42 protein-coding genes and 2 tRNA genes are annotated in these 26,468 nt (G+C 25.0%); 7 read left to right on the top strand and 37 right to left on the bottom strand.

Annotation, left to right across the window (positions count from 1 at the left end; translation table 11 throughout):
• Positions 1-23: 23 nt before the first annotated feature.
• Entirely contained in the window at positions 24-293 is a 270-nt protein-coding gene (locus BT993_RS01705) for a hypothetical protein (protein ID WP_064590441.1), read from the top strand.
• 56 nt (positions 294-349) lie between these two features.
• On the opposite strand, the gene BT993_RS07310 is transcribed toward BT993_RS01705, so the two are convergent.
• The 35 genes from BT993_RS07310 to BT993_RS07305 all read right to left on the bottom strand — a co-directional run bounded on the left by BT993_RS07310 (position 350) and on the right by BT993_RS07305 (position 20,450).
• Complete coding sequence (locus tag BT993_RS07310) at positions 350-511, bottom strand: hypothetical protein (RefSeq protein WP_155729856.1); 162 nt, start codon at positions 509-511, stop codon at positions 350-352.
• A 14-nt stretch (positions 512-525) separates the two neighbouring features.
• Positions 526-849 (bottom strand): phage tail assembly protein, encoded by a 324-nt coding sequence (locus tag BT993_RS01700; protein ID WP_064590442.1) that lies wholly within the window; start codon positions 847-849, stop codon positions 526-528.
• Positions 850-863: 14 nt separating this feature from the next.
• The gene (locus BT993_RS01695; RefSeq protein ID WP_072592933.1) at positions 864-1,394 is read right to left on the bottom strand and encodes a phage major tail tube protein; all 531 of its coding nucleotides are present in this window, start codon (positions 1,392-1,394) and stop codon (positions 864-866) included.
• A 12-nt stretch (positions 1,395-1,406) separates the two neighbouring features.
• A complete protein-coding gene (locus tag BT993_RS01690) occupies positions 1,407-2,846 on the bottom strand; it encodes a phage tail sheath protein (RefSeq protein ID WP_072592932.1) in 1,440 nt (479 codons plus the stop codon).
• Entirely contained in the window at positions 2,846-3,082 is a 237-nt protein-coding gene (locus BT993_RS01685; protein ID WP_064590476.1) for a hypothetical protein, read from the bottom strand. Before BT993_RS01685 ends, BT993_RS01690 begins: the two co-directional genes overlap by 1 nt.
• The gene (locus BT993_RS01680) at positions 3,073-3,582 is read right to left on the bottom strand and encodes a hypothetical protein (RefSeq protein WP_064590478.1); all 510 of its coding nucleotides are present in this window, start codon (positions 3,580-3,582) and stop codon (positions 3,073-3,075) included. Before BT993_RS01680 ends, BT993_RS01685 begins: the two co-directional genes overlap by 10 nt.
• Positions 3,579-4,115, bottom strand: a complete 537-nt coding sequence (locus tag BT993_RS01675) for a phage tail protein (protein ID WP_064590480.1) — start codon at positions 4,113-4,115, stop codon at positions 3,579-3,581. Before BT993_RS01675 ends, BT993_RS01680 begins: the two co-directional genes overlap by 4 nt.
• Positions 4,112-4,444, bottom strand: coding sequence for a hypothetical protein (locus BT993_RS01670; RefSeq protein ID WP_064590482.1), 333 nt, complete (start codon positions 4,442-4,444; stop codon positions 4,112-4,114). Before BT993_RS01670 ends, BT993_RS01675 begins: the two co-directional genes overlap by 4 nt.
• 2 nt (positions 4,445-4,446) lie before the next feature.
• The gene (locus BT993_RS01665; protein WP_064590484.1) at positions 4,447-4,650 is read right to left on the bottom strand and encodes a hypothetical protein; all 204 of its coding nucleotides are present in this window, start codon (positions 4,648-4,650) and stop codon (positions 4,447-4,449) included.
• A gap of 13 nt (positions 4,651-4,663) precedes the next feature.
• On the bottom strand, positions 4,664-5,692 hold the full coding sequence (locus BT993_RS01660; RefSeq protein WP_072592931.1) for a major capsid protein: 1,029 nt from the start codon (positions 5,690-5,692) through the stop codon (positions 4,664-4,666).
• Positions 5,692-6,015: a hypothetical protein gene (locus tag BT993_RS01655; protein WP_064590488.1), complete on the bottom strand. Its 324-nt coding sequence runs from the start codon at positions 6,013-6,015 to the stop codon at positions 5,692-5,694. Before BT993_RS01655 ends, BT993_RS01660 begins: the two co-directional genes overlap by 1 nt.
• Positions 6,015-7,004, bottom strand: a complete 990-nt coding sequence (locus tag BT993_RS01650) for a head maturation protease, ClpP-related (protein WP_064590489.1) — start codon at positions 7,002-7,004, stop codon at positions 6,015-6,017. Before BT993_RS01650 ends, BT993_RS01655 begins: the two co-directional genes overlap by 1 nt.
• Positions 6,964-8,535 carry a phage portal protein gene (locus BT993_RS01645; protein ID WP_072592930.1) on the bottom strand — a complete coding sequence of 524 codons (1,572 nt, stop codon included), beginning with the start codon at positions 8,533-8,535 and terminating at the stop codon, positions 6,964-6,966. The genes BT993_RS01650 and BT993_RS01645 overlap by 41 nt, the downstream gene beginning before the upstream one ends.
• Before the next feature lie 22 nt (positions 8,536-8,557).
• Positions 8,558-8,797, bottom strand: coding sequence for a DUF6148 family protein (locus tag BT993_RS01640; protein WP_064579425.1), 240 nt, complete (start codon positions 8,795-8,797; stop codon positions 8,558-8,560).
• Complete coding sequence (locus tag BT993_RS01635) at positions 8,797-10,590, bottom strand: phage terminase large subunit family protein (protein WP_064580841.1); 1,794 nt, start codon at positions 10,588-10,590, stop codon at positions 8,797-8,799. The genes BT993_RS01640 and BT993_RS01635 overlap by 1 nt, the downstream gene beginning before the upstream one ends.
• Positions 10,591-10,593: 3 nt before the next feature.
• A complete protein-coding gene (locus BT993_RS07230; RefSeq protein WP_072592929.1) occupies positions 10,594-11,136 on the bottom strand; it encodes a MerR family transcriptional regulator in 543 nt (180 codons plus the stop codon).
• A 286-nt stretch (positions 11,137-11,422) separates the two neighbouring features.
• Positions 11,423-11,818 carry a hypothetical protein gene (locus BT993_RS01625; protein ID WP_143604225.1) on the bottom strand — a complete coding sequence of 132 codons (396 nt, stop codon included), beginning with the start codon at positions 11,816-11,818 and terminating at the stop codon, positions 11,423-11,425.
• A gap of 77 nt (positions 11,819-11,895) precedes the next feature.
• Positions 11,896-12,261 carry a hypothetical protein gene (locus BT993_RS01620; RefSeq protein ID WP_072592928.1) on the bottom strand — a complete coding sequence of 122 codons (366 nt, stop codon included), beginning with the start codon at positions 12,259-12,261 and terminating at the stop codon, positions 11,896-11,898.
• Between the two features lie 16 nt (positions 12,262-12,277).
• A complete protein-coding gene (locus BT993_RS01615) occupies positions 12,278-12,550 on the bottom strand; it encodes a hypothetical protein (protein ID WP_072592927.1) in 273 nt (90 codons plus the stop codon).
• Positions 12,551-12,560: 10 nt separating this feature from the next.
• Positions 12,561-12,854: a hypothetical protein gene (locus BT993_RS01610; RefSeq protein ID WP_072592926.1), complete on the bottom strand. Its 294-nt coding sequence runs from the start codon at positions 12,852-12,854 to the stop codon at positions 12,561-12,563.
• Between the two features lie 4 nt (positions 12,855-12,858).
• On the bottom strand, positions 12,859-13,092 hold the full coding sequence (locus tag BT993_RS01605; RefSeq protein ID WP_072592925.1) for a hypothetical protein: 234 nt from the start codon (positions 13,090-13,092) through the stop codon (positions 12,859-12,861).
• A gap of 129 nt (positions 13,093-13,221) precedes the next feature.
• Complete coding sequence (locus tag BT993_RS01600; RefSeq protein ID WP_072592924.1) at positions 13,222-13,872, bottom strand: ATP-binding protein; 651 nt, start codon at positions 13,870-13,872, stop codon at positions 13,222-13,224.
• A 181-nt stretch (positions 13,873-14,053) separates the two neighbouring features.
• Positions 14,054-14,377: a helix-turn-helix domain-containing protein gene (locus BT993_RS01595; RefSeq protein WP_072592923.1), complete on the bottom strand. Its 324-nt coding sequence runs from the start codon at positions 14,375-14,377 to the stop codon at positions 14,054-14,056.
• Positions 14,378-14,398: 21 nt separating this feature from the next.
• Positions 14,399-14,719, bottom strand: a complete 321-nt coding sequence (locus BT993_RS01590; protein WP_083557352.1) for a single-stranded DNA-binding protein — start codon at positions 14,717-14,719, stop codon at positions 14,399-14,401.
• 7 nt (positions 14,720-14,726) lie between these two features.
• Positions 14,727-15,218, bottom strand: a complete 492-nt coding sequence (locus BT993_RS01585) for a siphovirus Gp157 family protein (protein ID WP_072592921.1) — start codon at positions 15,216-15,218, stop codon at positions 14,727-14,729.
• Positions 15,219-15,365: 147 nt separating this feature from the next.
• Complete coding sequence (locus BT993_RS01580) at positions 15,366-15,974, bottom strand: hypothetical protein (protein ID WP_072592920.1); 609 nt, start codon at positions 15,972-15,974, stop codon at positions 15,366-15,368.
• Between the two features lie 26 nt (positions 15,975-16,000).
• Positions 16,001-16,657, bottom strand: coding sequence for an AAA family ATPase (locus BT993_RS01575; protein WP_072592919.1), 657 nt, complete (start codon positions 16,655-16,657; stop codon positions 16,001-16,003).
• A 2-nt stretch (positions 16,658-16,659) separates the two neighbouring features.
• A complete protein-coding gene (locus BT993_RS01570; protein ID WP_064590377.1) occupies positions 16,660-16,881 on the bottom strand; it encodes a hypothetical protein in 222 nt (73 codons plus the stop codon).
• An 83-nt stretch (positions 16,882-16,964) separates the two neighbouring features.
• A complete protein-coding gene (locus BT993_RS01565) occupies positions 16,965-18,140 on the bottom strand; it encodes a helicase-related protein (RefSeq protein ID WP_072592918.1) in 1,176 nt (391 codons plus the stop codon).
• A 2-nt stretch (positions 18,141-18,142) separates the two neighbouring features.
• A complete protein-coding gene (locus BT993_RS01560) occupies positions 18,143-18,448 on the bottom strand; it encodes a VRR-NUC domain-containing protein (protein WP_072592917.1) in 306 nt (101 codons plus the stop codon).
• Positions 18,448-18,669, bottom strand: coding sequence for a hypothetical protein (locus BT993_RS01555; protein ID WP_072592916.1), 222 nt, complete (start codon positions 18,667-18,669; stop codon positions 18,448-18,450). The genes BT993_RS01560 and BT993_RS01555 overlap by 1 nt, the downstream gene beginning before the upstream one ends.
• A gap of 13 nt (positions 18,670-18,682) precedes the next feature.
• A complete protein-coding gene (locus BT993_RS01550; RefSeq protein WP_072592915.1) occupies positions 18,683-18,973 on the bottom strand; it encodes a hypothetical protein in 291 nt (96 codons plus the stop codon).
• 2 nt (positions 18,974-18,975) lie between these two features.
• The gene (locus tag BT993_RS01545; RefSeq protein WP_072592914.1) at positions 18,976-19,731 is read right to left on the bottom strand and encodes a phage antirepressor KilAC domain-containing protein; all 756 of its coding nucleotides are present in this window, start codon (positions 19,729-19,731) and stop codon (positions 18,976-18,978) included.
• Positions 19,732-19,778: 47 nt separating this feature from the next.
• Positions 19,779-19,997, bottom strand: coding sequence for a helix-turn-helix domain-containing protein (locus BT993_RS01540; RefSeq protein WP_072592913.1), 219 nt, complete (start codon positions 19,995-19,997; stop codon positions 19,779-19,781).
• A 297-nt stretch (positions 19,998-20,294) separates the two neighbouring features.
• The gene (locus BT993_RS07305; protein ID WP_158007922.1) at positions 20,295-20,450 is read right to left on the bottom strand and encodes a hypothetical protein; all 156 of its coding nucleotides are present in this window, start codon (positions 20,448-20,450) and stop codon (positions 20,295-20,297) included.
• Positions 20,451-20,633: 183 nt separating this feature from the next.
• Here BT993_RS07305 and BT993_RS01535 point away from each other — a divergent pair, with 183 nt between their 5' ends.
• From BT993_RS01535 to BT993_RS01510, 6 genes are all read left to right on the top strand, one after another.
• Entirely contained in the window at positions 20,634-21,059 is a 426-nt protein-coding gene (locus BT993_RS01535) for a helix-turn-helix domain-containing protein (protein ID WP_072592912.1), read from the top strand.
• A gap of 4 nt (positions 21,060-21,063) precedes the next feature.
• Positions 21,064-21,492, top strand: a complete 429-nt coding sequence (locus tag BT993_RS01530; protein WP_072592911.1) for an ImmA/IrrE family metallo-endopeptidase — start codon at positions 21,064-21,066, stop codon at positions 21,490-21,492.
• Between the two features lie 38 nt (positions 21,493-21,530).
• On the top strand, positions 21,531-21,914 hold the full coding sequence (locus tag BT993_RS01525; protein ID WP_072592910.1) for a hypothetical protein: 384 nt from the start codon (positions 21,531-21,533) through the stop codon (positions 21,912-21,914).
• A gap of 165 nt (positions 21,915-22,079) precedes the next feature.
• A complete protein-coding gene (locus BT993_RS01520; RefSeq protein WP_072592909.1) occupies positions 22,080-23,087 on the top strand; it encodes an Abi family protein in 1,008 nt (335 codons plus the stop codon).
• 432 nt (positions 23,088-23,519) lie between these two features.
• Positions 23,520-24,497, top strand: coding sequence for an Abi family protein (locus tag BT993_RS01515; RefSeq protein WP_064581208.1), 978 nt, complete (start codon positions 23,520-23,522; stop codon positions 24,495-24,497).
• 150 nt (positions 24,498-24,647) lie between these two features.
• Entirely contained in the window at positions 24,648-25,691 is a 1,044-nt protein-coding gene (locus BT993_RS01510) for a site-specific integrase (protein WP_064581209.1), read from the top strand.
• Between the two features lie 150 nt (positions 25,692-25,841).
• Here BT993_RS01510 and BT993_RS01500 read toward each other — a convergent pair.
• Positions 25,842-25,917, bottom strand: a tRNA-Gly gene (locus BT993_RS01500).
• A 4-nt stretch (positions 25,918-25,921) separates the two neighbouring features.
• Positions 25,922-26,007: transfer RNA gene (locus BT993_RS01495), tRNA-Leu, on the bottom strand.
• Positions 26,008-26,468 lie beyond the last annotated feature (461 nt).

Genomic DNA, 26,468 nt, shown 5'->3' with positions numbered 1-26,468 from the left:
ATTAATTAAAAGGAGATGATTAAATGAAAATTAGTACATCTACAAAAAAATTAATAATTAAAATACTTAAAAAAATAATAATTGAAACATTAAAAGCCATATTAATATTATTTCTTATTTCAGCAACTTTTACTATTTTTTTTCCTTTAGGTATATTACTACTTGGTGTATTTAATATGAGTTTTTCAGGAAAAATATTTGTTATTACAGTTATTCTATGGTTATATATTGTAGTATATAATTACATTAATTATATAATTTATTCATTCTACGATATCTTTTACAATGAATAATAAAAATATAAAGCGACAAATCAACTTAGTTGACAGTCGCCTTTTTTATTACTGTTTTATTCATTTTGTTCTTTTAACATCTCTACTATTCTATTACCCCTATTTATCCAATATTGTAATTCATATAAACTACAACTTATCAAATCATCATAACTAACATTTAAATTAATTTGTGAATTATTTAATATTCCTAATAAATCAGTTATAGTATCTAACAATATTTCAACATGATTTATTCTTCCGTTTCCTCCATACTCTCTTTCTCCTCTGTAACCTCCAATGTTTTGTTCAAAAAAGCCTTAACAGTATTTATTAATCTTAAATAATCATTAGCATTTAAATTTAATAAATCTCCATATTTTACATCTATAAGTCTTGCAGCAACTGTTAATGCCCATCCATCTTCCAATTCTTTTATTATAGAACCTTTATTTCTTAATTTATATTCTTTTTCTAAGGCTATCATATCCTTTCCAGTTAAAATATCAAAATCTAACTCAAATTCATTAAATGTTCTTCCTGAAAAATTATATTCTCTACTTAATTTTATTATCATATTTTATCTTCTCCTTATATTATTCCTAGTAAAGCTAACACTTTACTATTATTATGCCCATTTATATTTGATATGTTATTAAAAACATCTGTTTGAACTATTTGATTTCCTTCTATTACTAATTCATAATATGAAACAGATAAATCAAATGATGTTTCTAATTTAGAACCATTTTTTAGTTTTAAACCATCAAATTTTTTAATTAATCCTTTCATAGTAACATCTACACCTAATAAATCAAAACCATGAGTTTGTTTATTCATAACTTGAATTACACCCTTACATTCCAATAAAATAGGCTTATCGTTATTAAATGTAATTAATGTATTATCTACTGTGTCCATTTTTATTTTAGCTTCTAATTTCTTATAATGTCCATCCAAAACTGCATCATATTCAGAAGTTAAACCTATCTGTTCTGTAGTTACAGTTGCAAGTTCTATGTTAGGTAATTCTACTTCACCTATACCAGCTAAACTATTAGAACCATTTATATATATTTCAACTTTATTTAACGCCACAGGTATATTATTTGTTGTTGCCATATTTTCTCCTTTCTATTTACTTATTCCTTTTGCAAAATTTGTTAAAACATCTACATCATATTTTTTCTTAAATGTCATTGATTTTAACGATGGAATTATTCCTAATTTTATTATCCAAGTAATATCACCATTTATTGTATTTATTAAACCGTTATCTTCTTTAGAAATTTCAGCTTTTGCCTCTAATAATTTATTAGGTACAAATGAATTTAATCTAATATTTATAGATTTAGTAACAGTTTCTGCAAGTTTTCTAGTAAATTTCTTATCTACTGTATCAAAATAAGTAATAACTAATTCATTTCCTATATATTTAAACATTCTTCTAGTATATACAAACTTATCTTTAGGATCTGTTGCCAATGGATTTTTAGCAGTTTCAGACCCCCAACATCTCCAACCTTTAAAATTTATAGCCGTTACTATACCATTTTTATTTAAAAAATTAGCTTGATTTTCTTTATCTAATCTTAAATTTTCATATCCTTCTTTACCTTTCCAAACCATGCCATCACATTTATACATATAATTTGATGGTGTCTGACATGGTACACCATCATTTTCTTTATCTACTAATAATGATAAAGCAGCATAATGTGTTGAATGATTATAATAATTACCAGCAAGCGTTAATTTACCATATAAAATAATTTGATCATTATCTAATATATTACTATCATCTTTCCATTTTAATAATTCATCATATTTTTTATCTAATGGTGCATTAATTAAAGCAACTGTCTCAAACATTCCACCATTCATATTTTTAGCTTTAGTAGCCATAACTGCTGCAACATCACCTTCATGTGAAAAGTCAGGAACATCTATAAATGCTGGTAATTCTGAATAACTTAAAAATACTTCGTCTAATAATTCTAATCCTTTTCTTTGCATTGTAGTAGTATCATATCCACCTATAGCTTCACTTTTCGTTATTTTTGATAAATCTATTTCATTGTATTCAATATCTATAGTAGAATCATTCGTAGGCGTTACATATACCTCTAACCCTTCTTCTGTCCAATTCAATACTTTATCTACAATTTCAACACTATTTGTATTATTTTTAACAATAACTGTTTCTGGTATTATTTTATGATTTTTTATTAATACTTTACCATCTTCTACTTTCAAACCAGTAATTTTAGTACCCGTCTTTTTATGTTTATCTACATCAACTAAATTTACTACATATAATGGTGATACTGAATATAATTCAAAAAATATTTTTATTGCTTGTGAAATACTAAAATCTAAATCATTAGTATCTCCAAACATCTCTATAGCCTCTTTATAACTTGATATTCTTAAAATTTTATTAGAAGTTCTTTTATCCTGTTTTACTTTATTCATAGGTGCATTACCAACAATAAAATAACCGTATGCCATTTCAACAGGCAAATTAATATCTGATTTTACTTCACTTTGATAGGTCCCGTGTTTATATGCCATTAATTACCCTCCTTCTCTACTATTTCTTTTAATTCTTCTGTTATCTTATTTAATACTACTTTATTTATTTTTAATTTAGAAACATTTTCAACTTCTATTAAAAGTTTAGATAATATCGGGTATTTTTCTAAAACTTCTTCTATCTTTTCTCCGTAATATACCGTACCTTCATTAAATCTCATTCCTAATAAATCTATATTTTTACCTAAGTAGATATATTGTTTTTTTATATCCATGTATTTTCCTCCCAGTTACTAATTGGATCTACAGGTTCCCCATAAACAACAAAATCTATTTTAGAATAGAAAAAAGGTTCTTGCTTATCACTAAAAAAATTAACTGAAAAATTTTTAGTAACATCAACAGCAAATGAACCTTTTTTATGTACTTCACTTAATAATTGTTGTCTAATGTAGTCCCCTAATGCTAAATTTTTTATATAATCTTCTTCCTTTTCTTCTTTTGTGCCTATCCAAATTTCAATATCAACAGGTGCTTCATAACTATTAATACCTGTTGTTTCTTGTGAAAAATTAACAATTCTTAACAAAACAAATGGAAAGTAATTATTAGTCTTGTTTCCATTTTCTCTATCAGCAAAATCATTAGTTGGTAAGAACCCACGATATATATTTATATCATAATCAATTATACCGTCACAAAAAGATTTTAATTTTTCTTTAGTTAAAACTTTCTTAAGAAAATCATACAAATGCCTTTCTGTATTTACTATCATTTAATTAATCTCCTAATCTCATGTTCTAATCTTTCCTTTAGTTTACTTTCTGCAAATCCTTGCAATTTTTCAATAATTGTACTTCCTCCTAACATTTGTGGAGCAGAAGGACCTTTTAATCTTTTAATGGGTAAACTTGATTTACCTACCCTACTAAATGCACCTAAAAAACCATTATGATATGCTATAAATGCATTAGGCAAGACTTTAGTAGCTCCCCTTTTAACAGCGGCCCTTACAACTTTATTCTTGCTTCTAAATCTAGGTACTAACTTAAAATGATCAAGCCCCAAAGGAGAGCCCACAACATTTATTACTCCATTTAAAGTTGAAGTTGTGGACTTTTTCAAATTTAAGTTTTTAGATAAATCCTTTCTTTTAACAGAATATTCATCTGTTGCACTTTTTAATTGTCTAGTTTTAACCATAACTAAAGTCCTATTTATTGCAAAAGATATTGCTTTTTTAAGTTCTTTAGGCGCTTTTTCAAACTCTTTAACAGTTGATTCTACATCATATTCTAACTTTATCATATCTCTTCCCAAATAACTAAATCTATTTCATAAATTCCTATATCCATTTTAAATTTTAAAACTTCATAATCTAAATCATCAAGTTTAAAATGTTCTCCAACATGGGGAATAGCATATAGTTCCTCTTGTCCGATAAATATGGTAATTCCTCGTCTTATTACCCCCTCTACTTGAGTAAGTATAGTCCCCATCCTTATTTTATTTTCAAATTTATCTTCATCAATAACACATTTAACTATTCTACCATTTAATTTATGATCTGTTGCAAATTCATTTAAATTTAAAAATGTTGTAGTTATATCTTTAGAAACAATTTCTTTAAAATTCATTTTTATTTACCTTTTTTACTAGATTTTGATACCTTTTCAGATATTTCTTCAGGCGTATTTTCAGATATTATTTCTTCAGATATTTCAACTATTAAATTATCTTTTAAACAAACTTCTAATGTAGTTGGTTCTAATATTGATATATCATCTCCAATATTATATAATTTACCACCATATATTAATTGTGTATTTACTTTATATTTCATCAATTATCATCTCCTATTTTACTTTTAAAACTTTAATTGATTTTGTATTTCTAGGTATTAGAATAGGTTTTGATATAGTTCTTAAAGTTATTTTATCATTTAATTCATCCTCTGTTACTCTAGGTATAAATTCACCTTCTAATAATCCATCTTTTATTGAACTCTCAGCAGCAAATTTAACTTTATTGTTAATTGGTGCCAAAAGTACAGTTCCTTCTGGTATAACTGATTTTGTTTTTGTTGCACCATCATTATCTATATAATCATAATATTCTTGATACTCTATTAAATCTACACCTAAAGAAGGTATTGAACCTAAATATATTACTCCGTCAATAGAAACATATTCAGGTTTAATTGTTGCTATATCATATCTTCTTGTATTTAACTGTTCCATAAATTTACTATTTTTTTGTAATAAATCTGATGCAACAGGATCTAATACTATAATATTTGGTCTACTTCCACCATTTTCTGATATATTTCTTAATGCAGTTTTTATATCTTCTAAAGGATTAGCATTTGCTTGATCCCATTTAGTAGCTATTGTTACATGATGTTCTGTATTTGAAGTGTCATAATATTGAACTTTATCTATAATACTATCTCCTTCTACATTTATTTCTAAATTATACAATACTGAGGCAGCCATATTTTCTAATCTTCTTGATATTTGTGTCTGTTGTTCTTCAAGTGTTTGTGCAATTAATTTAGCCTTTTTTGTTTCTGGATCAGAATTTGAGAAAGGATTTTGTCCTGCAATTCTTTCAAAAGCAAATTCATCAGCAGTAAATGTTCTCATTGGTGCTATCTTATGAGGTTCATAAAATTTCCCGCTAAATGTTTCTTTAGGCATTTCTTGTCCTGGAACAAATCTACTTACTACTGGAGCCATTAATCTTCTTCCATTTGAATATTCTACAATTATTTTTTGTTTATCTGTTGTTTCTCTATCTCCAAAGAATGTATCATATAAAAATGTTTTGGGTTTTTCCATTTGATTTATTACTAAAAATAAAGCTTTTAAAGTTATTCCTAACATTATTTACCTCCTAATTTTCTTAAATATATATTTTGTTTTTTACATTTTTTTATTATTTCTTCTTTTGAAACATTTCCATAATTACAATAATCTATTATAAATTCTCCTTCAACATATATAGGAATTTTTACTTTACCTTTTGAAGCATCAATATCTTCTGCAACTATTCCATATACTTCTGTATCTTCTGTTATAATTTTACAGTCTTCATTTACAATATCTCCCTTTTTTAATGCTCCTGTTGATAATTCTAAAAACATTATTACGGGATCTTTAAATCCTGTTAATAATTGTTTATTCTCTACTTTATAATCCATTTTCATTATTTCTTCACTCCTTTTAATTGATTTAAAATTAAATCAGCTTTTATTTCATCTGTGTCTATATTTTCTGATTTTTCTTTATCTAAAATTATAGGCTTACCTTCTGAAATTATATTAGTCAATTTATCTGAAGATAATATTTTTTTATTTTTTAATATTTCAAAAGATACATCTTTTGCATTTTTAATATCTACAAACTTTGCATTTGTTACTATTTCATCTATAATACCTAAATCATCTATTTCTTTTATTCTATTTCTTTCTTGAATTACACCTTTTTCTACACCTTCATTTAATATTTCATTATAAATATTAGGGTATTTTTCTAATAATTCTTCTTTAGTCATTATTACTTCCTCCTTGTTTTTAATATTTTTAGTTTTATTAAAAACTAAATTATTTGAAATTATACAATTATCTTTTATTTCTAAATCTATATCATCATCAACTATCTCATCTATAAATCCATATTTTTTAGCTTCTTCTGAATTTAGCCATGTTTCTTTATCCATTAAATCCGATAACTCTTCTTTAGATAATTTTGTCTTAGATAAATATGTTTCAATTATATTATCTTTCATCTTTTCTAATATTTCTATAGCTTTTTCCATATCCTTAGTTTCTCCAACTACAAATGTACTAGGGTTGTGTATCATGAAAATAGCATTCTTAGGCATTCTAACAATATCACATGAACTAGTTATTATTGTAGCAGCACTTGCTGCAATTCCATCTATATAAGCTATAGTTTTTAATTTAGATTGTTTTAATAAATTAGAAATTGCTACAGCATGAGTAACACTACCTCCAGCTGAATTTATATGGACATTTATAGTATCAATATTTTCTAAACTAGATAATTGCCTAGCAATCTCTTTTGATGTTACTCCTTCTCCAGTCCAACTAGATTCTCCTATCTCTCCATAAATAAATAAGTTAGCCTCCTTTTCATTCTTGATTAAATTCCAAAACATCATTTTTTTCTTCATTTGATATTTTCACCTCCTTTTCAATTAATATCTTTTGTTCTTTTGATAAAATTCTAACATTTTGTTCAAAATCTCCACCATTTAATTCAGCAGTTTCTCTACTTCTTGTAGATAAACCATTATCAATTCTTTTAATCGCTGCATTAACCTCTTTCAATGGGTCTATTTGACCTTGACTTGGTCCATTCCATGTTGCATTTGAATAAGCTTTTTTAATTAAATAATCTTCTTCATATTTTGGTAAATCTAATCTATTAATTAAAAATGCATGTCTTAACCATTCTTCATAAACAACTTGACAAAATTTACGAGATAACCATTCACGTCTTTTTCTAAAAGTTTTCCATGCTTCTAATAATGCAGCTCTACTTGCAGAATAACTACTTGTAAAATGCATAATTAATAATTCATATGGTACGCCTATAGAACTACCAATTTGTCTTATAATAGCTGTCATAAATGGTTCAAATTGAGAATTTGGTCTTGCAGGATTTACTGTATTAACATGCTCTCCTGGATTTAATTCAAGTATAGCTCCCGAACCTAATTCTAAATTATCTCCACTAGTATCAATTCTGTCTTCTTCATTTATATTTCCAAACTCTCCAAGACTTCCTTGTTCTGGTCCTGAACTTTCAATAAAAACTGTTAACATAGAACTAATTACTGCACTCATTAATTCTGCATCTGTATATCTATCTAATTGTTTTAAACTTTCTATTACAGGTGCTAATATAGGAACTCCTCTAATTTGATTTGGTCTTTCTAATAATGCTAAATGTATAATATTAAGTTGTCCTTCACTACCATATATTGGTATATATTTATAATTTTCATTTGAATTTAAACTAAAAACAGAAGAATCATTTGGATGATTATCTAAAATATAGTATCCTTCAATTCTTCCATTCTTATCAATTTTTATTCCATTTACAATTGTTTTATCATTTTTCTTATCTTTTGGAGTTGCAATTCTATCAGGTTCTATTACATTTAATTTTAATGAATATGGTGTATTTGGTGTTTCAAAATAGCTTAAATGTATAAAACATTCACCATTTAACATTGTAGTTAAAAAAACTAAATCTTGAACTTGATAAAAATCTAATAATCCTGTCTGTTCTATGTTATAGTCAGCCCACAATGAAAATTCTTGTTTTATTTTTGTTTCTATTTCTTCAGCTTCTATATCATTTAATCCCAAAAGTTTACTATTTATAGCTGATTTTAATTTTAATCCTGACCCAATAACATTAGTGTTTATTCTTTCAAGTCCTCCTCTTGCTAATGGAGAACCCATAAATAAGTCTCTAGATCTTGCTACTAAGGTATCTTTATTATCATAAATATCACTTTGTGGACCACCTAAAGAAGTAATCCAACCTTGCAATGATTTTTTTCTTTTACTAGCTCCATGTTCGCTATATCCCTTATTCATTATTTTTAATTTTTTTAAATTCTGTCTAGCTAACTGTCGTTTTAAAGCCATTGTAGGGCTAACTATTTCAATAGTTTTATCAATTAAATTCATTTATTCCCTTCTCCTTTAGATGTTATAAATCTCTGGGTATTATCCCTCTTATTTTCTTTCTTTTAATAGTACTTCCTCCACCTGTATTTAAATCTACTAATCTTCTTTCCCATATCATTCTATTTTTTACTATTTCACTTAAATTAGCACGTTCTAATTCTCTTGAACCTATTCTATATCTTTGACCTGTCAAAACAGCTTTTTCAGCTTCAATATACATATTTATCATTTCTTGACATATTTCTTTATTATAATGCTCCATTATATCCCCTTTCTTATCATTCTTCTACCTTTTTTTTGATTTTGAACTAATTCAGTTCCTTTAATTTTATATTTTCTACTTAAATCAGGGTTCAAAATTTTTAATGCTGCATAACTATAATTTCTTAAATCTAAAGGTTCATTCCTTTTATCTCCAACAACTTTCCATTTTACTTTTCTAATACCTTTTTCAAAAGTTACAACTTTATTTTCAGAAGTTAAACCTTTAAAATATGTTTCAGTATATCCTCTTTCCACATCATCTGGAAAATGCATGTATCTTGGTCCTGGAATATCTATTTTTAACCTAGACATTATAGTTTCTTTACCTGTACTTACTCCTAAACTAAATAAAGATATCTGTCCTTTATTAGTTTTAGTTGGTCTTTTAATAAAAGGTGCGGCCTCTTGAGAACTACCTTTAATACCAAAAATTCGCTTAAATTCTCTAGGTTTTATAAACTCATAAGCTTCATTTGTATAATGTCCTCCTGTATCTATACAAGTACACAAAATTTTAATTTTTTCTCCATTCTTATATGAAAATTCTGTATCTAAATATCTATCTAATTGTTCCCATACATTTTTTTTACCAGGATTTCCAAAAAATTGTTTATAATAAATTCCCCATGATTCCTCTTCTTCACCCCAACCAACAACCTCTATTTCTAAACGGTCATCTTGGACATCAACACCAGCAGTTAATACATGCACTTCATCTGGTATTTCACAACCATAATGTTCTACTCTTTTTTGAATTTGTATAGGATCTAGTTTTTCTCTTTTTTCTTCAAAAGATTCACCAAGACAAGTGTTTGTAAAAACTTTCATTTTTTGCAAATCACCTTTTGCTTCTTTAAACTTTTTTATTATTTCACTCCACTTTGAAAATGGACTATATAATTCTGATATATGAAATCCTCTAACATCATAAATATCAATTTTATCATTTTGTGCTATCCACACACCTTTTTCTAAATTTTTCTTCCATTCATATTCATTTGAAACATTAAAGCAACTATTACATTTATGTCCAATTGGTTCAAATATAATATTTTGCCACTCTAATTTCTGTAATATTCCACATTTAGGACAAGGTATATGATATAATTCTTGAGTACTATTTTCAAATTCATCTTCAATTCTTGATTCTCCTTTTATTGTGGGAGTAGATGTTAATACTATTTTCTTATTCCAAAATGTAGTAGTCCGTGCAATAGCCAAATTCAATGGATCTCCTTCGCCTTTTACATCGTTAGGAAATCTATCAACCTCATCAGCTAATAATATTCTTATAGGTCTACTTGATAACTCAGTAGCTGAATTACTTCCAACCAAAACTATATATCCTCCTGCAAATTCTTTTTGAGTTATAGTATCCCTAGAATCACTATCAATTATTTTATTTTTTAATTGTGGTGTAGATAAAATCATATCATTAAGTCTTGTAGTAGCAAAATCTTTAGCTAATTCTTTTGTTGGTAGCAAATACATTATAGGCGATGGATCATAATCAGCATAAAATCCAAATGTATTTAGTAATATTTCTGTTTTTGATAATTGGGCTCCATACATCATAACTACTTTTCTAGTCTTATTATCTGAAATAGCTTTCATAACTTCTTTTTGATATGGAACTCTTTTTGTATTCCATTTACCAGGTTCTGCTGATGTTTTTGAACTAAGTTTTCTATAATTATCAGCCCAAGTATCAATTGTAAGTTTAGGCGGCGGATTTAATACTTTCAAAATATTTTTAAAAAGACTTTCAGTTTTATTTTTTAATTTTTCCATTTTCTACTCTCTTTTAATAATTTCTTCTATTTCTATTTCTTCTATTTCTTCAATATGTTTTTGATTTTTAAATAAATCAGAATTATAATTACTTAATTCTACTAATGTATCACTAATAGAATCGTGTATTATGCTTTGTATCTCTCCAAGATTATCACATGCAATAACTAAAGGTGCTATTTTATTAGAAACAGATAATAATTTCCCCTTAAGATTTACAAGCATATTATTCATAACTTCTTCAACAATTTTAGCATCGTATAATTGATTTTTTAATTCTGCTATTCTAATTTTTTTTAATTCAGTATCAACTTTAATTTTAGAAATTTCCTCTTTTATTTTTTCATCTTTTAAATTTACATCAGCTTCTTTTTTAGTTTCTAAATATCTAATATATCCTTGTAAACTTTCAATGAATAAATATTTACCTGTTTCCGTTTTTTTTATAATTCCTTCTTTTGCTAAATTCCTTACATGCCTATCTGTTATACCTATTATTTTTGCTAATTCTACAGCTTTTATTAATTGCCCTTCTTTTATCAACATATGAACCTCCCTTCGGAACGGAAATGAATTAAAAAAACAACTCTAAATAGATACAAATCGGGCTTCGCAAGACCCTCAAGCAATTTTAAAAGCTCAAAAGTACCTTATTTTTTTAAACTAAAAAAGCCCCGTTTATACGTGGCTTAAAATAATTTTATAGATATATAATTCTAGGTTAAGAAATCTGTACATAATTCTATATATTAATATTATAACATATAATTTCGGAAATTCAAAGGACATTTATCGGACATTCATCGGACATTTATACGACAATTACACGACATTATACATTTTTTTTCAAAATACTATATATTAATTCTAAATCTAGATATTTTTCAAATTCATTTAATAATCTATTTTTATGTCTTAAAATAGTTCTAGAATCTATTTTATATTTATATTCCATTTCAAAATTAGTCTTTTTATTAATATATTTGTCAACTAATATATAGTAATATTTATCTTCCTCTAGTAATTTTAGTACTGAATCAATTACTTTAAAATATTTAGTATACATATCAATTCTAATATTTCTCAATTCTTTTATTTCTTCTTCTTTTTCATATATTGACTTATATTCTTTTAGTCCTCCGTCTACATTTTCTAAATCAAAAGGAATACTTTTTAAATATGAAATATTTATTATATTTAAATTATCTTTTAAATACAACAGAATCATTTTGTACTTTTTATAATTATATAATATATATTCTATACATTCTCTTTTATTCATTTAACTACCTCATTTTTTAATTTTCATTTACCAGCTTTTAATTCGTATAAATAATTTTCATCTTGTGGTAAAAAATCTTCTATATTATCAAAATTATCATTACCTACTATTTTTGCAGTCTCATCAAATTCAATTATACTGTAACCATTCCAATATAATTCACATTCACTTAAATACAATGTTGCATACTCTTTTTCCCACTCAACAATATCATTTTCATAGAATGTACCATATTTAGTTTCTATACCCCATTCTACTTGATAATCTTCAGTTAATGGTATAGTTGTTATCCATTCAGCTTTTGTTAAATATCTTCCATCTTGACTTAAGAATAAATCATATTCATATTTTTTATCTTTTTTGTTAAATATTCTGTATTTTAAATTCATTATTAACTACCTTTCTTTAGTCATAAGTAATTTCATATCCTAACTCTCTTAAATTATCGCACATACATTTATATGTATAGTCTTTATCATTGAATAGTTCTCTCTCAATAGCATGCCATATTTTCCTTTGCTCTTCTTTATTTTCATTTATATTTTTTAATCTTCTATATAGTTTTTGATATTTAGGTTTTGTCTTTCTTCTATCTACAAAATCTTCATCTTCTAAACAAAAAATATCGAATAAAAGATTAGCTATTTTAATTACAGTTTTAAGTGGTATTTTTTTCATAATAACTCCTCTATAATCCATTTAAAATATTTTCAATTCTTTCTAGTTCCATATCTTTTTCTATTCCTATTGCAGTTTTACACACAGTTCTTCCATCACTTAATTCAATAACGATTTTATGCCTCTCAATAGTAAACATTTCAAATTTTGCTTCAACACTTACAATATCTCGAGTTTTAATCAATTCATCGTTAAAAATAAACCATTCTCTAGGTTTCTTTTTAGTTTCAACTTTCTCTATTTTCTCTAATTCTTCTTTAACGACTTCTCTTATTAATTCTCTAATTATTCTTTTTTCTTCCATATTTTTACCTTTTTTCTTGTATTCCTCTCTTATTTTTTAAATATCTAAACATATTATAAAAAGCTTCGTTTATATCTTGATTATTAATGCATGAAAAGGTTGTTTTTTCATTTTTAATTGTTATTATTAAAGTTTTTACAAAAGCTTTATTATTGATAATACAATTTATGAAATCTATATTATCAAGCTTTATATCTATTTGTTTACCATTTGTATTTTGTAATGTTATTTTATCCATTTTTAATATATACCTCTATTTTTTAATTTAAGGCTCATTTAAGCCGTTTTTTATGTTTTTGGAATATTTATACCTCTTAAGTCATTTTTGTTAAAATTAGGCTATAATTTAGCTAATTTGGGGGTACATTTACCAGTTGCTTAATGACTTTCTCATTTTCTCATCAAATTCAACGACATAACAAATATTTAAAATTCTGTCTAAAGCTTTATCAGTTCCATTAAATTTTAAATGTTTTTCAAGCTCAATTTTATCCATGTTAGTAGTTATGAATAACGTTTTCCTATTTTCATAACAAATATTAATTATGTTAAAAAGAATTTCTAACCTCCATTCACTTTTTTTCTCACTCCCTAAATCATCTAAAATCAAAATATCTAAATATCTTAGTTCTTTGTAAAATCTTTTTACTGAATAATTAACATCTTTATTAGAGTTAAAATTGTCTTTTAAGACCTCAAGTATAGTACTTAGATTAGTCCTTAAAACAATAAATTTTTCTTTTAGCTCATTATATATACAATCAACCGCAAATGTTTTCCCTGTTCCTACATCGCCTGTAAAGACTGCACCATATTTATTTCCACTTTTAAAGTTACTACACAGTCTTTCAAGTTTCTTTTTTAGTTCTTGCATTGTGTTTTTATCCCAATTTTCAAATTTATGTTCTAAAGTCTTTTTTGAAACTGTAAATAAGTCTGGATTAATTTCTTTCCTAAAAAAATCTCTTATATCTATTTCCAATTCCGTTAGATCTTTTTCTATTTTCATTACTTGCATTTTTAAATCCCCCTTTCTTAAAAATTTAAAAAATTATTTAACCAAAAGTCTTTCGCGCGCACGCGTTAAAACTATAAGTTATATTTAGTATAGTTATTTTTAGTATTATATGTTTTTATTTAGTATATTTTAGTATATATTTATTATTTATATATTTATTATTAGAGTCCAGTCCACTGGACTAATTATTAGTACAATCTACTGGACTAATATAAAATCGATTAGCTTGTCTAGTTCTACCCTTTTTTTCAATTAATTTAAGACTTAAAAGTTCTTTTATAATATCTGAAATTTTAGTTCTACCTTTAATGTTTAACTCTTTCATTATGCTATCGTATGTAAATGTAAAATATTTCCTATTTTCCTCATCTCTGAATTTAGATATTTTGTATCTTTCTAAAAAGACTATGTAAACTTTAAATGTTGAATCCCTTATTTTACCTTGCACCCAAAGTCTAAAAATAGATTTAGGTACTTGGTAAAAAGTTTCGTTTAGTATATCCAAGTACCTATCCTCCCTTTTAAACTACCAGTCAAAATTATTTAAAATTTCTTTTTTATTCTCTTTTTTAAATTCTAATAGCTCAATAGCTTCTACTTGAAAATAAACAAATTCTTTACCGTCTATTTTTAATTGTCTTGGCTCTGCTCTAACCCATATTTTTACCCCTTTTTGACAATATGTTTCTATTATTTCTGCCATTTTGCCCCAAGCAGTAAACTTAAAGTATTCAGTATCGCTATCTTTTTTATTTATCGCTAATTCAAATTTAATTAATTTTACATTTTTCTTTAGCTCTATATTTGATTTATACGACATTCTGCCAATAAAACTTGCCGACTTCATATCGCTATTATTTGATAGTTATAAAAGGTCTTTGTACAATGTCTACTCCCTCAACTATCTCCCCAGTAGTTTTAAGATGTTCTAGTATTTTTCTTTTATCTATTTTAATTACTTCCTCTTTTATTTTAAATTCTTTAGGTATATCATCTTCATTTTCAATTTCAACCGAGTCTCTTCCTGAAGAATATGTTATAGTACCAAGAGGTGTTTCAATTTTCTTTAATTTTGCGTTTTCCATAGCAAATAGTATATAGTTTTTTATCTTTTTTTCTGTATTTTCTATTTTCTTAAGTCTTGTTTCTATTTCCTTTTTATACATCTTCCCTTGTTCTATATGATTTTTTAATCTATCTATTACCTTGATGTAATTAACACCCTTTTCTTTTATAGCTAAATCTAAATTGTTAATCGCTATATAAAGCTCTTCTTCTGTTATCTCCTCATTTAGTGCTAATTCTAGTATTTCATTTTCTGCATTAGTTAGTTCTATTAAATTCATTTTTTTAATCTCCTTTTTTATGATATAGTCTTAATCTTAGTTTTAAGATACCTACAAGCCGTTTTAAGCTCTCAGTCGATTAATTATCCAAAAAATCTTTTTTAAAGCTTGTAGGTGCAAAATTCTGGCTAAATGCCCTATCAGATTTTAGAATGGGAACTCATCATCTTGACTTCCTGAAAATTGATTAGATTTCTTTTCAAGTTTTTTTATCTCTTTTTCTATTAAGTTATTTTTCATATATTTTTCAGTCATTTTAGTATATTTTGTAGCCTCTTTTTTCTCTGATATTTCATGTGCCGTCATAAATGTATCAATATCATAAAATCCGTCTAGATTATACTTATATTCAATATATGTTTGCCCGTTTCTTTCCTTTTCTTCTCCACCTAAATAATCTACAAACACCCCTACTTCTTTACCTTCTGCATTTTCGCATACAAGCTCTTCAAATCCATATTCATTTGTTATAGCTTTAGTCTTGAAAAAATCTCTATCTTTCATTAAGTAATATAACCAACTCAATTTATCAACATTAAACTTCATAGTTTCACCATTTTTGTCCTTGTGGAAAAGTGTTACTCTAAAATCTCCATTATCACTTTCAAACTCTATCCTAAAGCCCTCTGATTTGCTATCTCTTCCATGAATTTCAACCATTTTCTTGATTTTACAATCAAAAGCCCCACTCTCTTTTAACGCATTACCACCATTTCCAACTTCTCTTTTTAAACTTTCCTCATTTGGTCTAAACATAACTATTACTCTCCTTTATTTTTATTTTATATTCCATAATATTCATCTATTTGTTCTATTACCATTTTTAAATCATTTTCTATGTACTCATTTTCAAACATTCCCATTGGACTCTTTGAAGTATTGTATCCATTATTTTGTGTTCTGAAATAATATTGTCTATCTTTTATTTCTGTATTTAAAACTATACTAAAAAGTCCCTCAACTGTAATTTTTTCATCTATAGCTTTACCTATTGTTTTGAAAGTCATTTTTCCGTTTTCGTTTTCTTTTTGATGTCCTAATAAGATTATTTTTAGGTTTTCATTTGTTAAATTTTCTATACACTTAACTAGATAATAAAAACTCTCTAATAATCCATTAAATTTATCATAACCTTTTGAATTTGATTCCAAATATTGTTTTGCTATTAAATATGTTGAGTCATCTATTATGATATTTTTATATTTTCTTTCCATATCTAAAATCTTTAATATTCTAACAATAACTTCATAATTAGACGTAATTACTCTATTTCCTTTTTTATTTTCCTTGTTATACAAAGGATAAAAATCTTTAAATTTAGGGAATGGTAATGGCTTATTTACCACCTGTATAATAAATGTTTCATCTGGATTAAGATTTCTTATGCTTGTACTCTTACCAGTTCCACTCTCTCCTATAATTAGCACTCCTATTGCCATATTTAAATCCTTTCTTTTAATTTATTATTTTTAAATTCTTTCATTATCTCTATAAAAAATTCTGTTAAATTCTCATTATTATAAGCAAAAAAGCTATCGCATTTTTTACCTTGAAATATAACCATATAAAATACTGAAAAATTATCTTTTATTGTTACATTTATTTCAGTAATTCTACCTATATCAATATCTATAATTTTAAATTCTTTATTTTTTAATTTCATTTTACTCTTTCCTTTATTTTAAATTTATGATAATATTAAATTAATATTTAGTTTTTTAAGGACACTCTCGCAAAGTGTTCTTTTTATTTTATCCATAATTTATCATTAAAATCCTCTTTATTTTCTAATGATTTCCATACATCTTCTTCCATAGTATTTTTAGTCATAAATTTATATATAATCAATTTATGTTCTTGTCCTTTTCTATATGCTCTTCCTAAAGACTGTTCATAATCTTGATAAGAATAAGTCGGACTATAATAAATTACTCTTGAATTATATGTTAATTCTATTCCTGCTCCTCCAGCTTGTATCTGAACTAACGTTACTTTACTTTTTTGTTTTTCAAATTCTTCTTTTATAGGAAAGTCTTTAATCTCTCCATTTATTAAATAGTCTATTTTTATATTACTTTTAATTTCCTCTAATTCTTTTTTAAAGTTATAGAAAATAAGTACATTTTTATCTTCTTCTTTAATTTCACTTACTAAATACTCTAAATAATCTAATTTAGCTTTACTCGAGCAATTAGCACGTAAGTATGCACATAGTTTAGCTTGTGTGTCTAATATCTCACCTTTATGTCCTATTCTTGTATTTTTTGCTACCTTATATTCACTACAAGGATTAAACTCTATAAATTTATGTATCTTTTCTGGCATTTCAAATATATCTTCTACATTTAATTTATCAGTACATTTTGAGTTAAGCAGATTATAAAACTCTTGTTCATTTTGATATCCTTTAATCTCCATAAAATTTCCAAAATATGATTTAGATTGAATTGTATATTTTTTAAGAAATTGCGTTTTGTTTTTAATAAACTCCCATATTATGAAATAATTAATAAATTCTTCTATTTTACTTCCCGGTGTTGCCGTAAGCATTAAAAATCCTTTTGCTTTTTTTAGTCCTTTTTTTACAGCTTTCCCACGTTGACTAGTGCTATTTTTTATATAGTGTGCCTCATCCAAAATGTAAAACGCCTCTTTAAATTCATGATTAACTATCTTACTATAACTAATTACTTCGATTGGAGGTACATCTCTTTTTAAAAAATTGCAAGCTATTTTTAATTCTCTTTCCCAACCACCTTCTTGAACTTTAACCGCAGGTGCTATTACTATTAATGGAACTTTACTAAAATATTTCAAATAATAGAATAAACTTATTAATGTCTTTCCTGTAGATGTTCCCGCCGGTATCATTCCATTTGGTTTAATTTGTTTAAAAATTTCTATTTGCTTTTGATATAACATCTTCACCTCCTATCATATTTCTTACTAACTATCTTATAATACTCATCTAAATATTGTTCCCAACTATCAATTACCAGTGCATGTCCAAAACTATCCTTAATTTTTTCTATATTATATTTTTGAAGTTCAGAAACCTTTCCTTTTTTATTAGGATTTTTAATCTCTAAACCTACAAAAAGACCTTTAATACAAATAATTAAATCAGGAATGCCACTTTTCCCAAATGCTCCACCATGCGTCTTAAAGAAATAATGACCATTTTCTTTTAAATGTCTTTTTATTTTATTTTCTAATGTTTTTTCATTCATTAAACAAACTCCCCTTTTAATCCTTGATACTGCCAATACCATGATAATGAAGTCTTACCATTCCCGAATACGCTTGTATCTTTTCCGTGCTTCATCTTTCCCACTCTATTTATTTGATTAATTAATTTTAATGCTTTAGATTCTGAACACTCTAAATGCTCCATAACAAACTCTTTATTATTTAAGACAACTCTTTCAATTCCTTTGAATGTCTTAAGCATTTTCTAACTCCTTTCATCTTTTTTTAATCATTCTATCTATGCTATCGCTTATTTCTTCAAAGATGTATATTGAATAAACATATAATGGGAATAAGGCCCATGCCATAAGTACTTGAAATATTGTAAGCTCTTTGATAAATACAAATATAATTAGTATACTAAATATAGCTATCTTAATAAACGAAAACATAATTTTAAATATTTTTAATGCTTTCAACTCCTCTTTTCTTTCAATTTCCATTTCCTTCATTCTTTCTTTAACATCATCAAAATCAAATAATTTTATTTTCTTTTCTTCAACCATTTTTAACTTCCTTTCATCACTGTATTTTTTAAAAACTTATTTACAAAATATGATTGACCTTTTCCTGTTATCTTAGGAGTTTTATTAATTCTAATACTTCCATTAGTATTCACTGTTTCTGTCGTCTTTATTTCCATTATCTTTAATTCCATACTCTTTTGTGTTGGCATGTTGTATTGTTCGCCTTTATTACCTAAGTAACCCTTTTTTCTTAACCATTCAAATAGTCTTTTTGCTCCCATTTCCACACCATTTTGTTTTATTAGTTTTGCCAACTCCCCTACAAGAATACTTGTTTTTGATATCTCTAATGCCTCTGCAAATAGTACTTTAGGTTTATCTGTTTCTATCTTTTGTTCTAATTTTTCTAATTCCTCTTGTTGCTTAACTGCTAACATTAAAGCCTCTTTAAAATTACTAGGTACTTGAAATTTCTCTTTAAGTTTATTCTCTAGCTTTTCTATATATTCTATGACAGCTTTTCTTACAAGTCTTGACTCTCTAATTAATAATTGTTTAGCTTGTGAAAAACTTAGAATAAACATCGGGTATTTTTGTTTATTTTGAGGATGAATGTAAGGGGTCTCCAAAATTTTTTGGATACCTATTTCTTCTTTAAATTCATCACGAATAATACTAAGCAATGTATCGTGTCTTAATTCGTTCTCTTTTAATTCTTGTTTCCTAAATTTATTTATAATTTCCACAAGTTCTAAACTTGTTATCGTTTCTCTTTTTTCATTTAATGATAGCTGCATTCTTTTCTCCTTTCTTATAAATATTTTCTAAAACAATATTAATTATATTAACTATCTTTTCGTATTTTTTCTGAAAAATCTTTAGGTACTAATTTACCTATTGATTTTTCTATTTTTTCCAATGTATCTAATTTAGGTAATTGCTTATTATTTTCATATCTTGATAAAGCACCTTTACCTATTTTAGTTTCTTCTGAAACTTCATCTAATGTTTTATCTGCCAATAATCTGGTTATTTTAATTCTTCTTCCCAATGTCAAATTCATCCTATGCACTGCACCTCTTTTCTTTTAAAAAAACTTTTTATATATTGTTTATTTTAACATAAACTAAATTTTCAAAAAAAATATATAAAAATCATATATTTTCTTTTTTATTTTTTATTTTTTATTTTTTATTTTTTATCTATATTATTTCTTTTAAATACAGCATATAATATTACTCCTATACCTATTAAAGATAAAATTAAATTTATAATTGCTAATATTAATATAATTTTATTCATATAAATCCTCCTTGATTTTAAAATATATTTATGATAAAATGAATTAAGGGTTGAGGGGTTATACCCCTCTTAACATTATCACTATCATTATTATGTTAGTTATAAATGTTAGTATCATAATCAGTAATGAAATTTTTTCATATGGTGTCATTACTGATTTTTTATTTTCAACTCCTTTCTTTTTAATTTTCTTTTTTGAACCCTTAATTTTCATCTTGTTCACCTCTCTTTCATCTACAAATATATTATACAACATTCTGTTCGTTTTGTCAACAACTTTTTTGTTTTTTTCAAAATAAAGTTTATAAATATATAAATAAAGTTGATTTTATAATAAAAAAATAGTATTTTATATTCAATAGTATTTATGATTTTATAAACAATAAAGGAGTTTAAGATGAAAATAGGTGAAAAAATAAAAAAATTAAGAAAAAGTAATGATCTAACTATGGAAAAATTAGCAGAAATTTTTTCAAAAAAATATGGTACTGGTACATTAAAAAGTACAATTTCTTTATGGGAAAATGAAAAGCAACCATTAAGTATTCAATCACTTGAAATGTATTGTAACTACTTCAATGTATCATTAGATTATTTAACTGGCAATCAATCAGAAACTCAAAAAACATCATATGATGAAATAGAAATAGAAAAAAAAGCTTTAAATGAAAATCAAAAGCAAAGACTACAAGCATTTCTTCAATCAAATAGTATAATGTTCTTTAATAGCAATGGTAAGGAGGATTTAGAAACACAAGAGTTAATAGAAAAAGCTCTAACGGATTCTTTTATAAAGATATTAAAGAAAAAAGGAGAATTATAGTATTATGAAAAATAATGAAGTAATTAAAATAAGCAAAGAATTAAAACACCATTATAATAGTAATATATTTGAATTAATTAAGGATAATAAAATTATTGTAAATTATGCTGAATTAAAAAAATGCAAAGGTTTTTCTACTATATGTGAAGATTATCAAATGATAGTTATTAATGATAATTTAGAAGAATATGAAAAAGATTTTATATTAGCTCACGAGTTAGGTCATTCACTTTTTCATGATAAAAATTTAAGATATTTTAGCAATATTTGTGATAGTAGAGATAAATGTGAACTACAAGCAAATTTATTTGCTACAATATTTTTAGGTTATGAATACCAGGATAATTTAAATGATTGCCCTATTCAAAAAATAGTCAATTATATACATTGTAATTTTTTGAATAATTATATTGATATAAAAGAGATTGACTAAAAATCATTAAAAAATAATAAAATCAGGAGGATATAATAATGGAATATAAAGTTATTAAAATATTAAATGAAAAAGAAATAGTTATAGATTACGGTGAAGAAAATGGTGCTTTAAAAGAAGAAAAAATTATAATTTTTGAACCTGGTATAGAAATTATTTATAAAAATAAAAACTATGGCGAAATGTACAAAATAAAAGAAAAGCTTGAAATAGTAGAAGTTTATCAACAATTTTCAATATGTCAAAAAATTACGATAGAAGAAAGTTCTTACAATATTTTATTTCACAATCCACTTAATAGAGTTAGAAAAATTAAAAAAATTAAAGAAATAAATGTTGGTGATGTTCCAAATTTAGAAAAAACAACTTACAGAAGCTATGAACCTGTTAAATTAGGAGATAAAGTTAAAATTATAAAATAATAATTTGACAATTTAAATTAAATATGGTAGTATATCTTATCGATGATGTAGCAACCGTTTTTGAATTTTTTCAAATAAAGCTTAAGGTTTATGATACTTAAGTAGTGGTTAGTAAAAAAAAGATATGATATATTCATATCTTTTTTTTGTGAAAGGAATTTTAAAATGAAAAAAATAAAATATGATAAAGAATTTAAAACTTTTGAAGAACAAATTTTATACTTAAAAACTAAATATAATTTAACAATTCAAGATGAAAGTTCGACTTTAAATCTTTTAAAAAATTTTCCCTATTATAATCTTATAAACGGTTATAAAGAATATTTTATGAAAGAAGAAAAATATTTAAATACTTCATTCGAGGATTTAATTTTTATTCATTTATTAGATAAAGATTTTTTAACTATAATATTTGAATATAGTACATATGTAGAAGATATTTTCAAACATAAATTAGCATATATAATTAGTAGTCAAAGTTATAATCATGTAGATGAAAAAATTTATTTAAAAGATGAAAATTTATTCAAAAAAGATTTTGAATCTAATATTATAAATAAATTAGAAAATATTTTAAATAATACAAATGAAAAGCCAACTAAACATTACAAAGAAAAACATAATCACATTCCAGCTTGGATTCTTTTTAAAAATAGTAATTTTAATGATATAACAGAATTTTTTAAAATACTTAATATCAATTTACAAATAGATGTAATAAAAATGTTCAACTTTTTTTCTAAAATAAAATTCAAATTTAATACTAAACCTAAAAAAGGAGTTAAAAATGCAAAACAAATAGAAATGTTTAAAAAATCATTAGTAACTATAAGAAAATTTAGAAATTTGATAGGGCATAATTTAAAAGTATTTACTTATAAATTAAAAAATGGTATTTCAATGTATCGTTTTGATGATGAATTTATAAAAAAGTTTTTTATTGTGTCTAATAAAAACCATTCTGGTGATTTATATACATGTATTATATCTATAATTTTATTATTAGATGTTCCTCTTTCTATATTATTTGTAAAACATTTGCAATCAATCATAGAAAGACATATTCAATATTCTAGTATGTATTTTCAAATGTATAAATTACCCTTAAATTTTAATGAAATATTAGAAGAACTTAAAGATGAATTAATCAAAATTAACCAATCTAATATATAATATATTAATAAAAATAAAAAAGATAACCTCAGGGGCAAAGGAATTCTAAATATATATAAAGTATATATCTACTCCTATCCAGGAACCCAGCACTTATCCTTCACAAGTTATCTTTAATATATGAATATAATAACATATTTATTTTAAAAAGTAAAGATTTAAAATTTAACAAAAGATAAAAAGATAACACAATATATTGTGTTTTAATCTTTTTATATAAAGCACAAATTTTACAATCAAATGAAAGAAATTGCCATTAAATGTAAATTAATGTAAATAAAAGTGTTAAAAAGTAAATAAAAGCATAAAAAGTTATTGACAATTTCACACAAAATGTGCTAGTATTATTGTAAGTGGACGGTTCAATTCTGAGGAGGCGAACGAAAATCTTGCAATTCTACGGAGGCGCAAGATTTTTTTTTAGGAGGAAAAATGGAAAAACCAACAAAACCATTCAAAAGTTACCATACACAGATTAAAATATTAAAAGAACGTGGTCTAATAATTAAGCCAACAGAATGCAAAAGAGTTTTACAAAGAGAAAATTACTATAATATTATTAATGGTTATAAAGAAATATTTTTAGATAAAAATTCTAAAGAAGAAAAATATTTAAACGGAACAACTTTTGATAATATTTATTCCTTATATTGCTTTGATGAAGGATTAAGAAATTTATTTTTAAAATATATATTAAAGTTTGAAACTTTATTAAAAACAAAGGTTTCTTACTTTCATTCAAAATACCATAATATAAAATTTAACTTTTTTGATGTTAATAACTTTCAAGGTAATAGTTCAAAAATAACAAAGCTTATATCAACTATTTCAAATGATATTAATAAAAATAATATAGATAATATAAAAAACTCATTTTCTCATTATCTTAATAAACACGGTGAATTACCTCTTTGGGTTTATTTTCAAAAATCAAATTTTGGTGTAGTATGTTATTTTTTTGAAGTACTTAAATCTGATATAAAAAAAGAAATTAATGATGAAATAAATGAAGAATTTAAATATAATTATAAAATAAAAAGTAACAATATTATTGATGCCAACAAATTAGAGAACTTAGCACATTTTTTAAATAAATATAGAAATATTTGTGCTCATAATGAAAGACTGTATTTTGAATCTGGTAAAAGATTTAAAAATAAAAAATTTTTTTTAGATTATTCAAAATACACTACTCAACAATATAGAGGAAATATATTTGATTTATTAGTTGTTTTAAAAATATTTTTATTAAAAAAAGACTTTAATAAATTAATAGAAGAATTCGAAGTTATTCTAGAAGAACTTAAAGTGTCATTGAATAATCTTCCAAATATATATTCTCATATTGAAAACAGTCATTTAAATATACCTAAAAACTGGAAAGAACTACTGTTAAAATTTTGGTTATAAGTATATAAAATAAAAAAAACATCCTTCACTCGCGAAAGTCAAAGGATATTTAGAATTTAGAAATATTTAAACAATACAATAATAAGTATTGCCTTTTGTAGTATTATAGCATTTTTTAATATTATTTGGCAATGCTAGAAAGGAATAAAAATGGCAAGTTTTAAACAATTAGAAAAAAACAACTGGCAAGTATCTTTTTATTGTAAAAATTATCTAGGTGAAAATATAAGATACAAAAAAAGAGGTTTCAAAACAAAAAAAGATGCAGAGAATTATTCAATTGCATTTAAAAGTAAATATGAAAAAAGTAACCAAGATATCTCGTTAAAAGTCCTTATGGACGATTTTTATGATTATAAAGCGAATGGATTGCGTGAAAGTACTTTAAAAAAATATAAGCACTTTATGCGTCAAATTAACCTATATTTCAAAAATTCTTTATTAAAAGACATTAATGAATTAAAAATATTAAAATTTTTAAGAACTTTTGACAATAGACCTGAACAACAAAAAAAATTAAAAAAACATCTTAATATGGTATATGATTATGCTGTATTATACTATAATTTTCCTAGTAATATAATAAAACGTGTTAAATTGGTAAATAAAACTGAAATTAAAGAAAGAGAAATTTGGACTGTTGAAGAATTTAAAACATTTATGGAATGTCTAGAAAAAAGAAAAGTTAAAGGAAATAAGACACCTCACTCACTTTACTTTAATCTTCTATATTATTCTGGAGCTAGACCAGGAGAAATTGCAGCATTAACTTTAAATGATATTGATTTAACTAAGAATACAATTAATATTAATAAAACTAGAATAGATTATAATACTTTTAACCCACCTAAGAATGTAAGCAGTAATAGAACTGTCCAAATTCCAAACAAGATAATGAATGAAGTTAGAAAATTAGTAAAAGAATACAAAATATTTGAAAATGATTTTTTATTCACTACAGTTAAAACATATCAAAATATTTTAAATGATATAATTAGAGCAAATAATTTAAACCCAATTACTCTTCATGGATTTAGACATTCTCATGTTAGTCTTTTGATACATAAAGGAATAGATATAGTGAGCATTTCTAAAAGAATTGGACACAAAAATTCAAAAATAACTTTATCAACTTATGCTCATTTATTTGATAAAGAAAATGAAACCATTTCTAATATGCTAGAAGAAGTTTAGAACTTTAATAGAACTTTTTAAAAACAAAGGAGTATCTAACTCCTTTATTTAATGACTTTATATAACAATTTTTCCGTTCCCTGCTGGAATCGAACCAGTGACACCTTGATTAAAAGTCAAGTGCTCTACCGACTGAGCTAATGACTCACATGGAGCGGGAGACGAGGGTCGAACTCGCGACATTCAGCTTGGAAGGCTGACACTCTACCAACTGAGTTACTCCCGCATCATGGTGCCTCGGGCCGGACTCGAACCGGCACGGGATTGCTCCCACAGGATTTTAAGTCCTGTGTGTCTACCATTTCACCACCAAGGCATTTTTTATTGACAAAAATTATTATATATTATTTTTAAAATTTTGTCAATAAAATTTATTTATCAAATGACCTCCCCTGTTTAGTTGTCAAACATATGTAACAAAATATTTAAAAAGTTTCTGTATAAGTGTGTAATTAACCACTTAGTCACCTTTTTTACATTTTTATTAATTTGTTAAACTATTTTGATACTCTCTTACTACCTCATTCGGACTCTTAAAGTTTAGTACTTTTCTCCTTATATTATTATATCTACTACAATACTTTTTTACTCCTCTTTTTAACTCCTCTATACTCCTAAATACTCTCCTTAAATAATACTTACTATCCTCCCTATGACTCCTTATCATTTTCTAAATACGCATGATATACACCTGCAAGTTTTTTTAATGAATCTATATCCTTTGGGTTTTTAGCAATTTTAGATTTTAATTCTGTCTTAAAATCATCTATATTCCCA

The sequence above is a fragment of the Streptobacillus ratti genome (genome assembly GCF_001891165.1).
GTDB classification, from domain to species: Bacteria; Fusobacteriota; Fusobacteriia; order Fusobacteriales; family Leptotrichiaceae; genus Streptobacillus; species Streptobacillus ratti.
The sequence above is the reverse complement of the archived record's forward strand: the minus strand, read 5'-3'. Positions and strand labels throughout refer to the sequence as shown.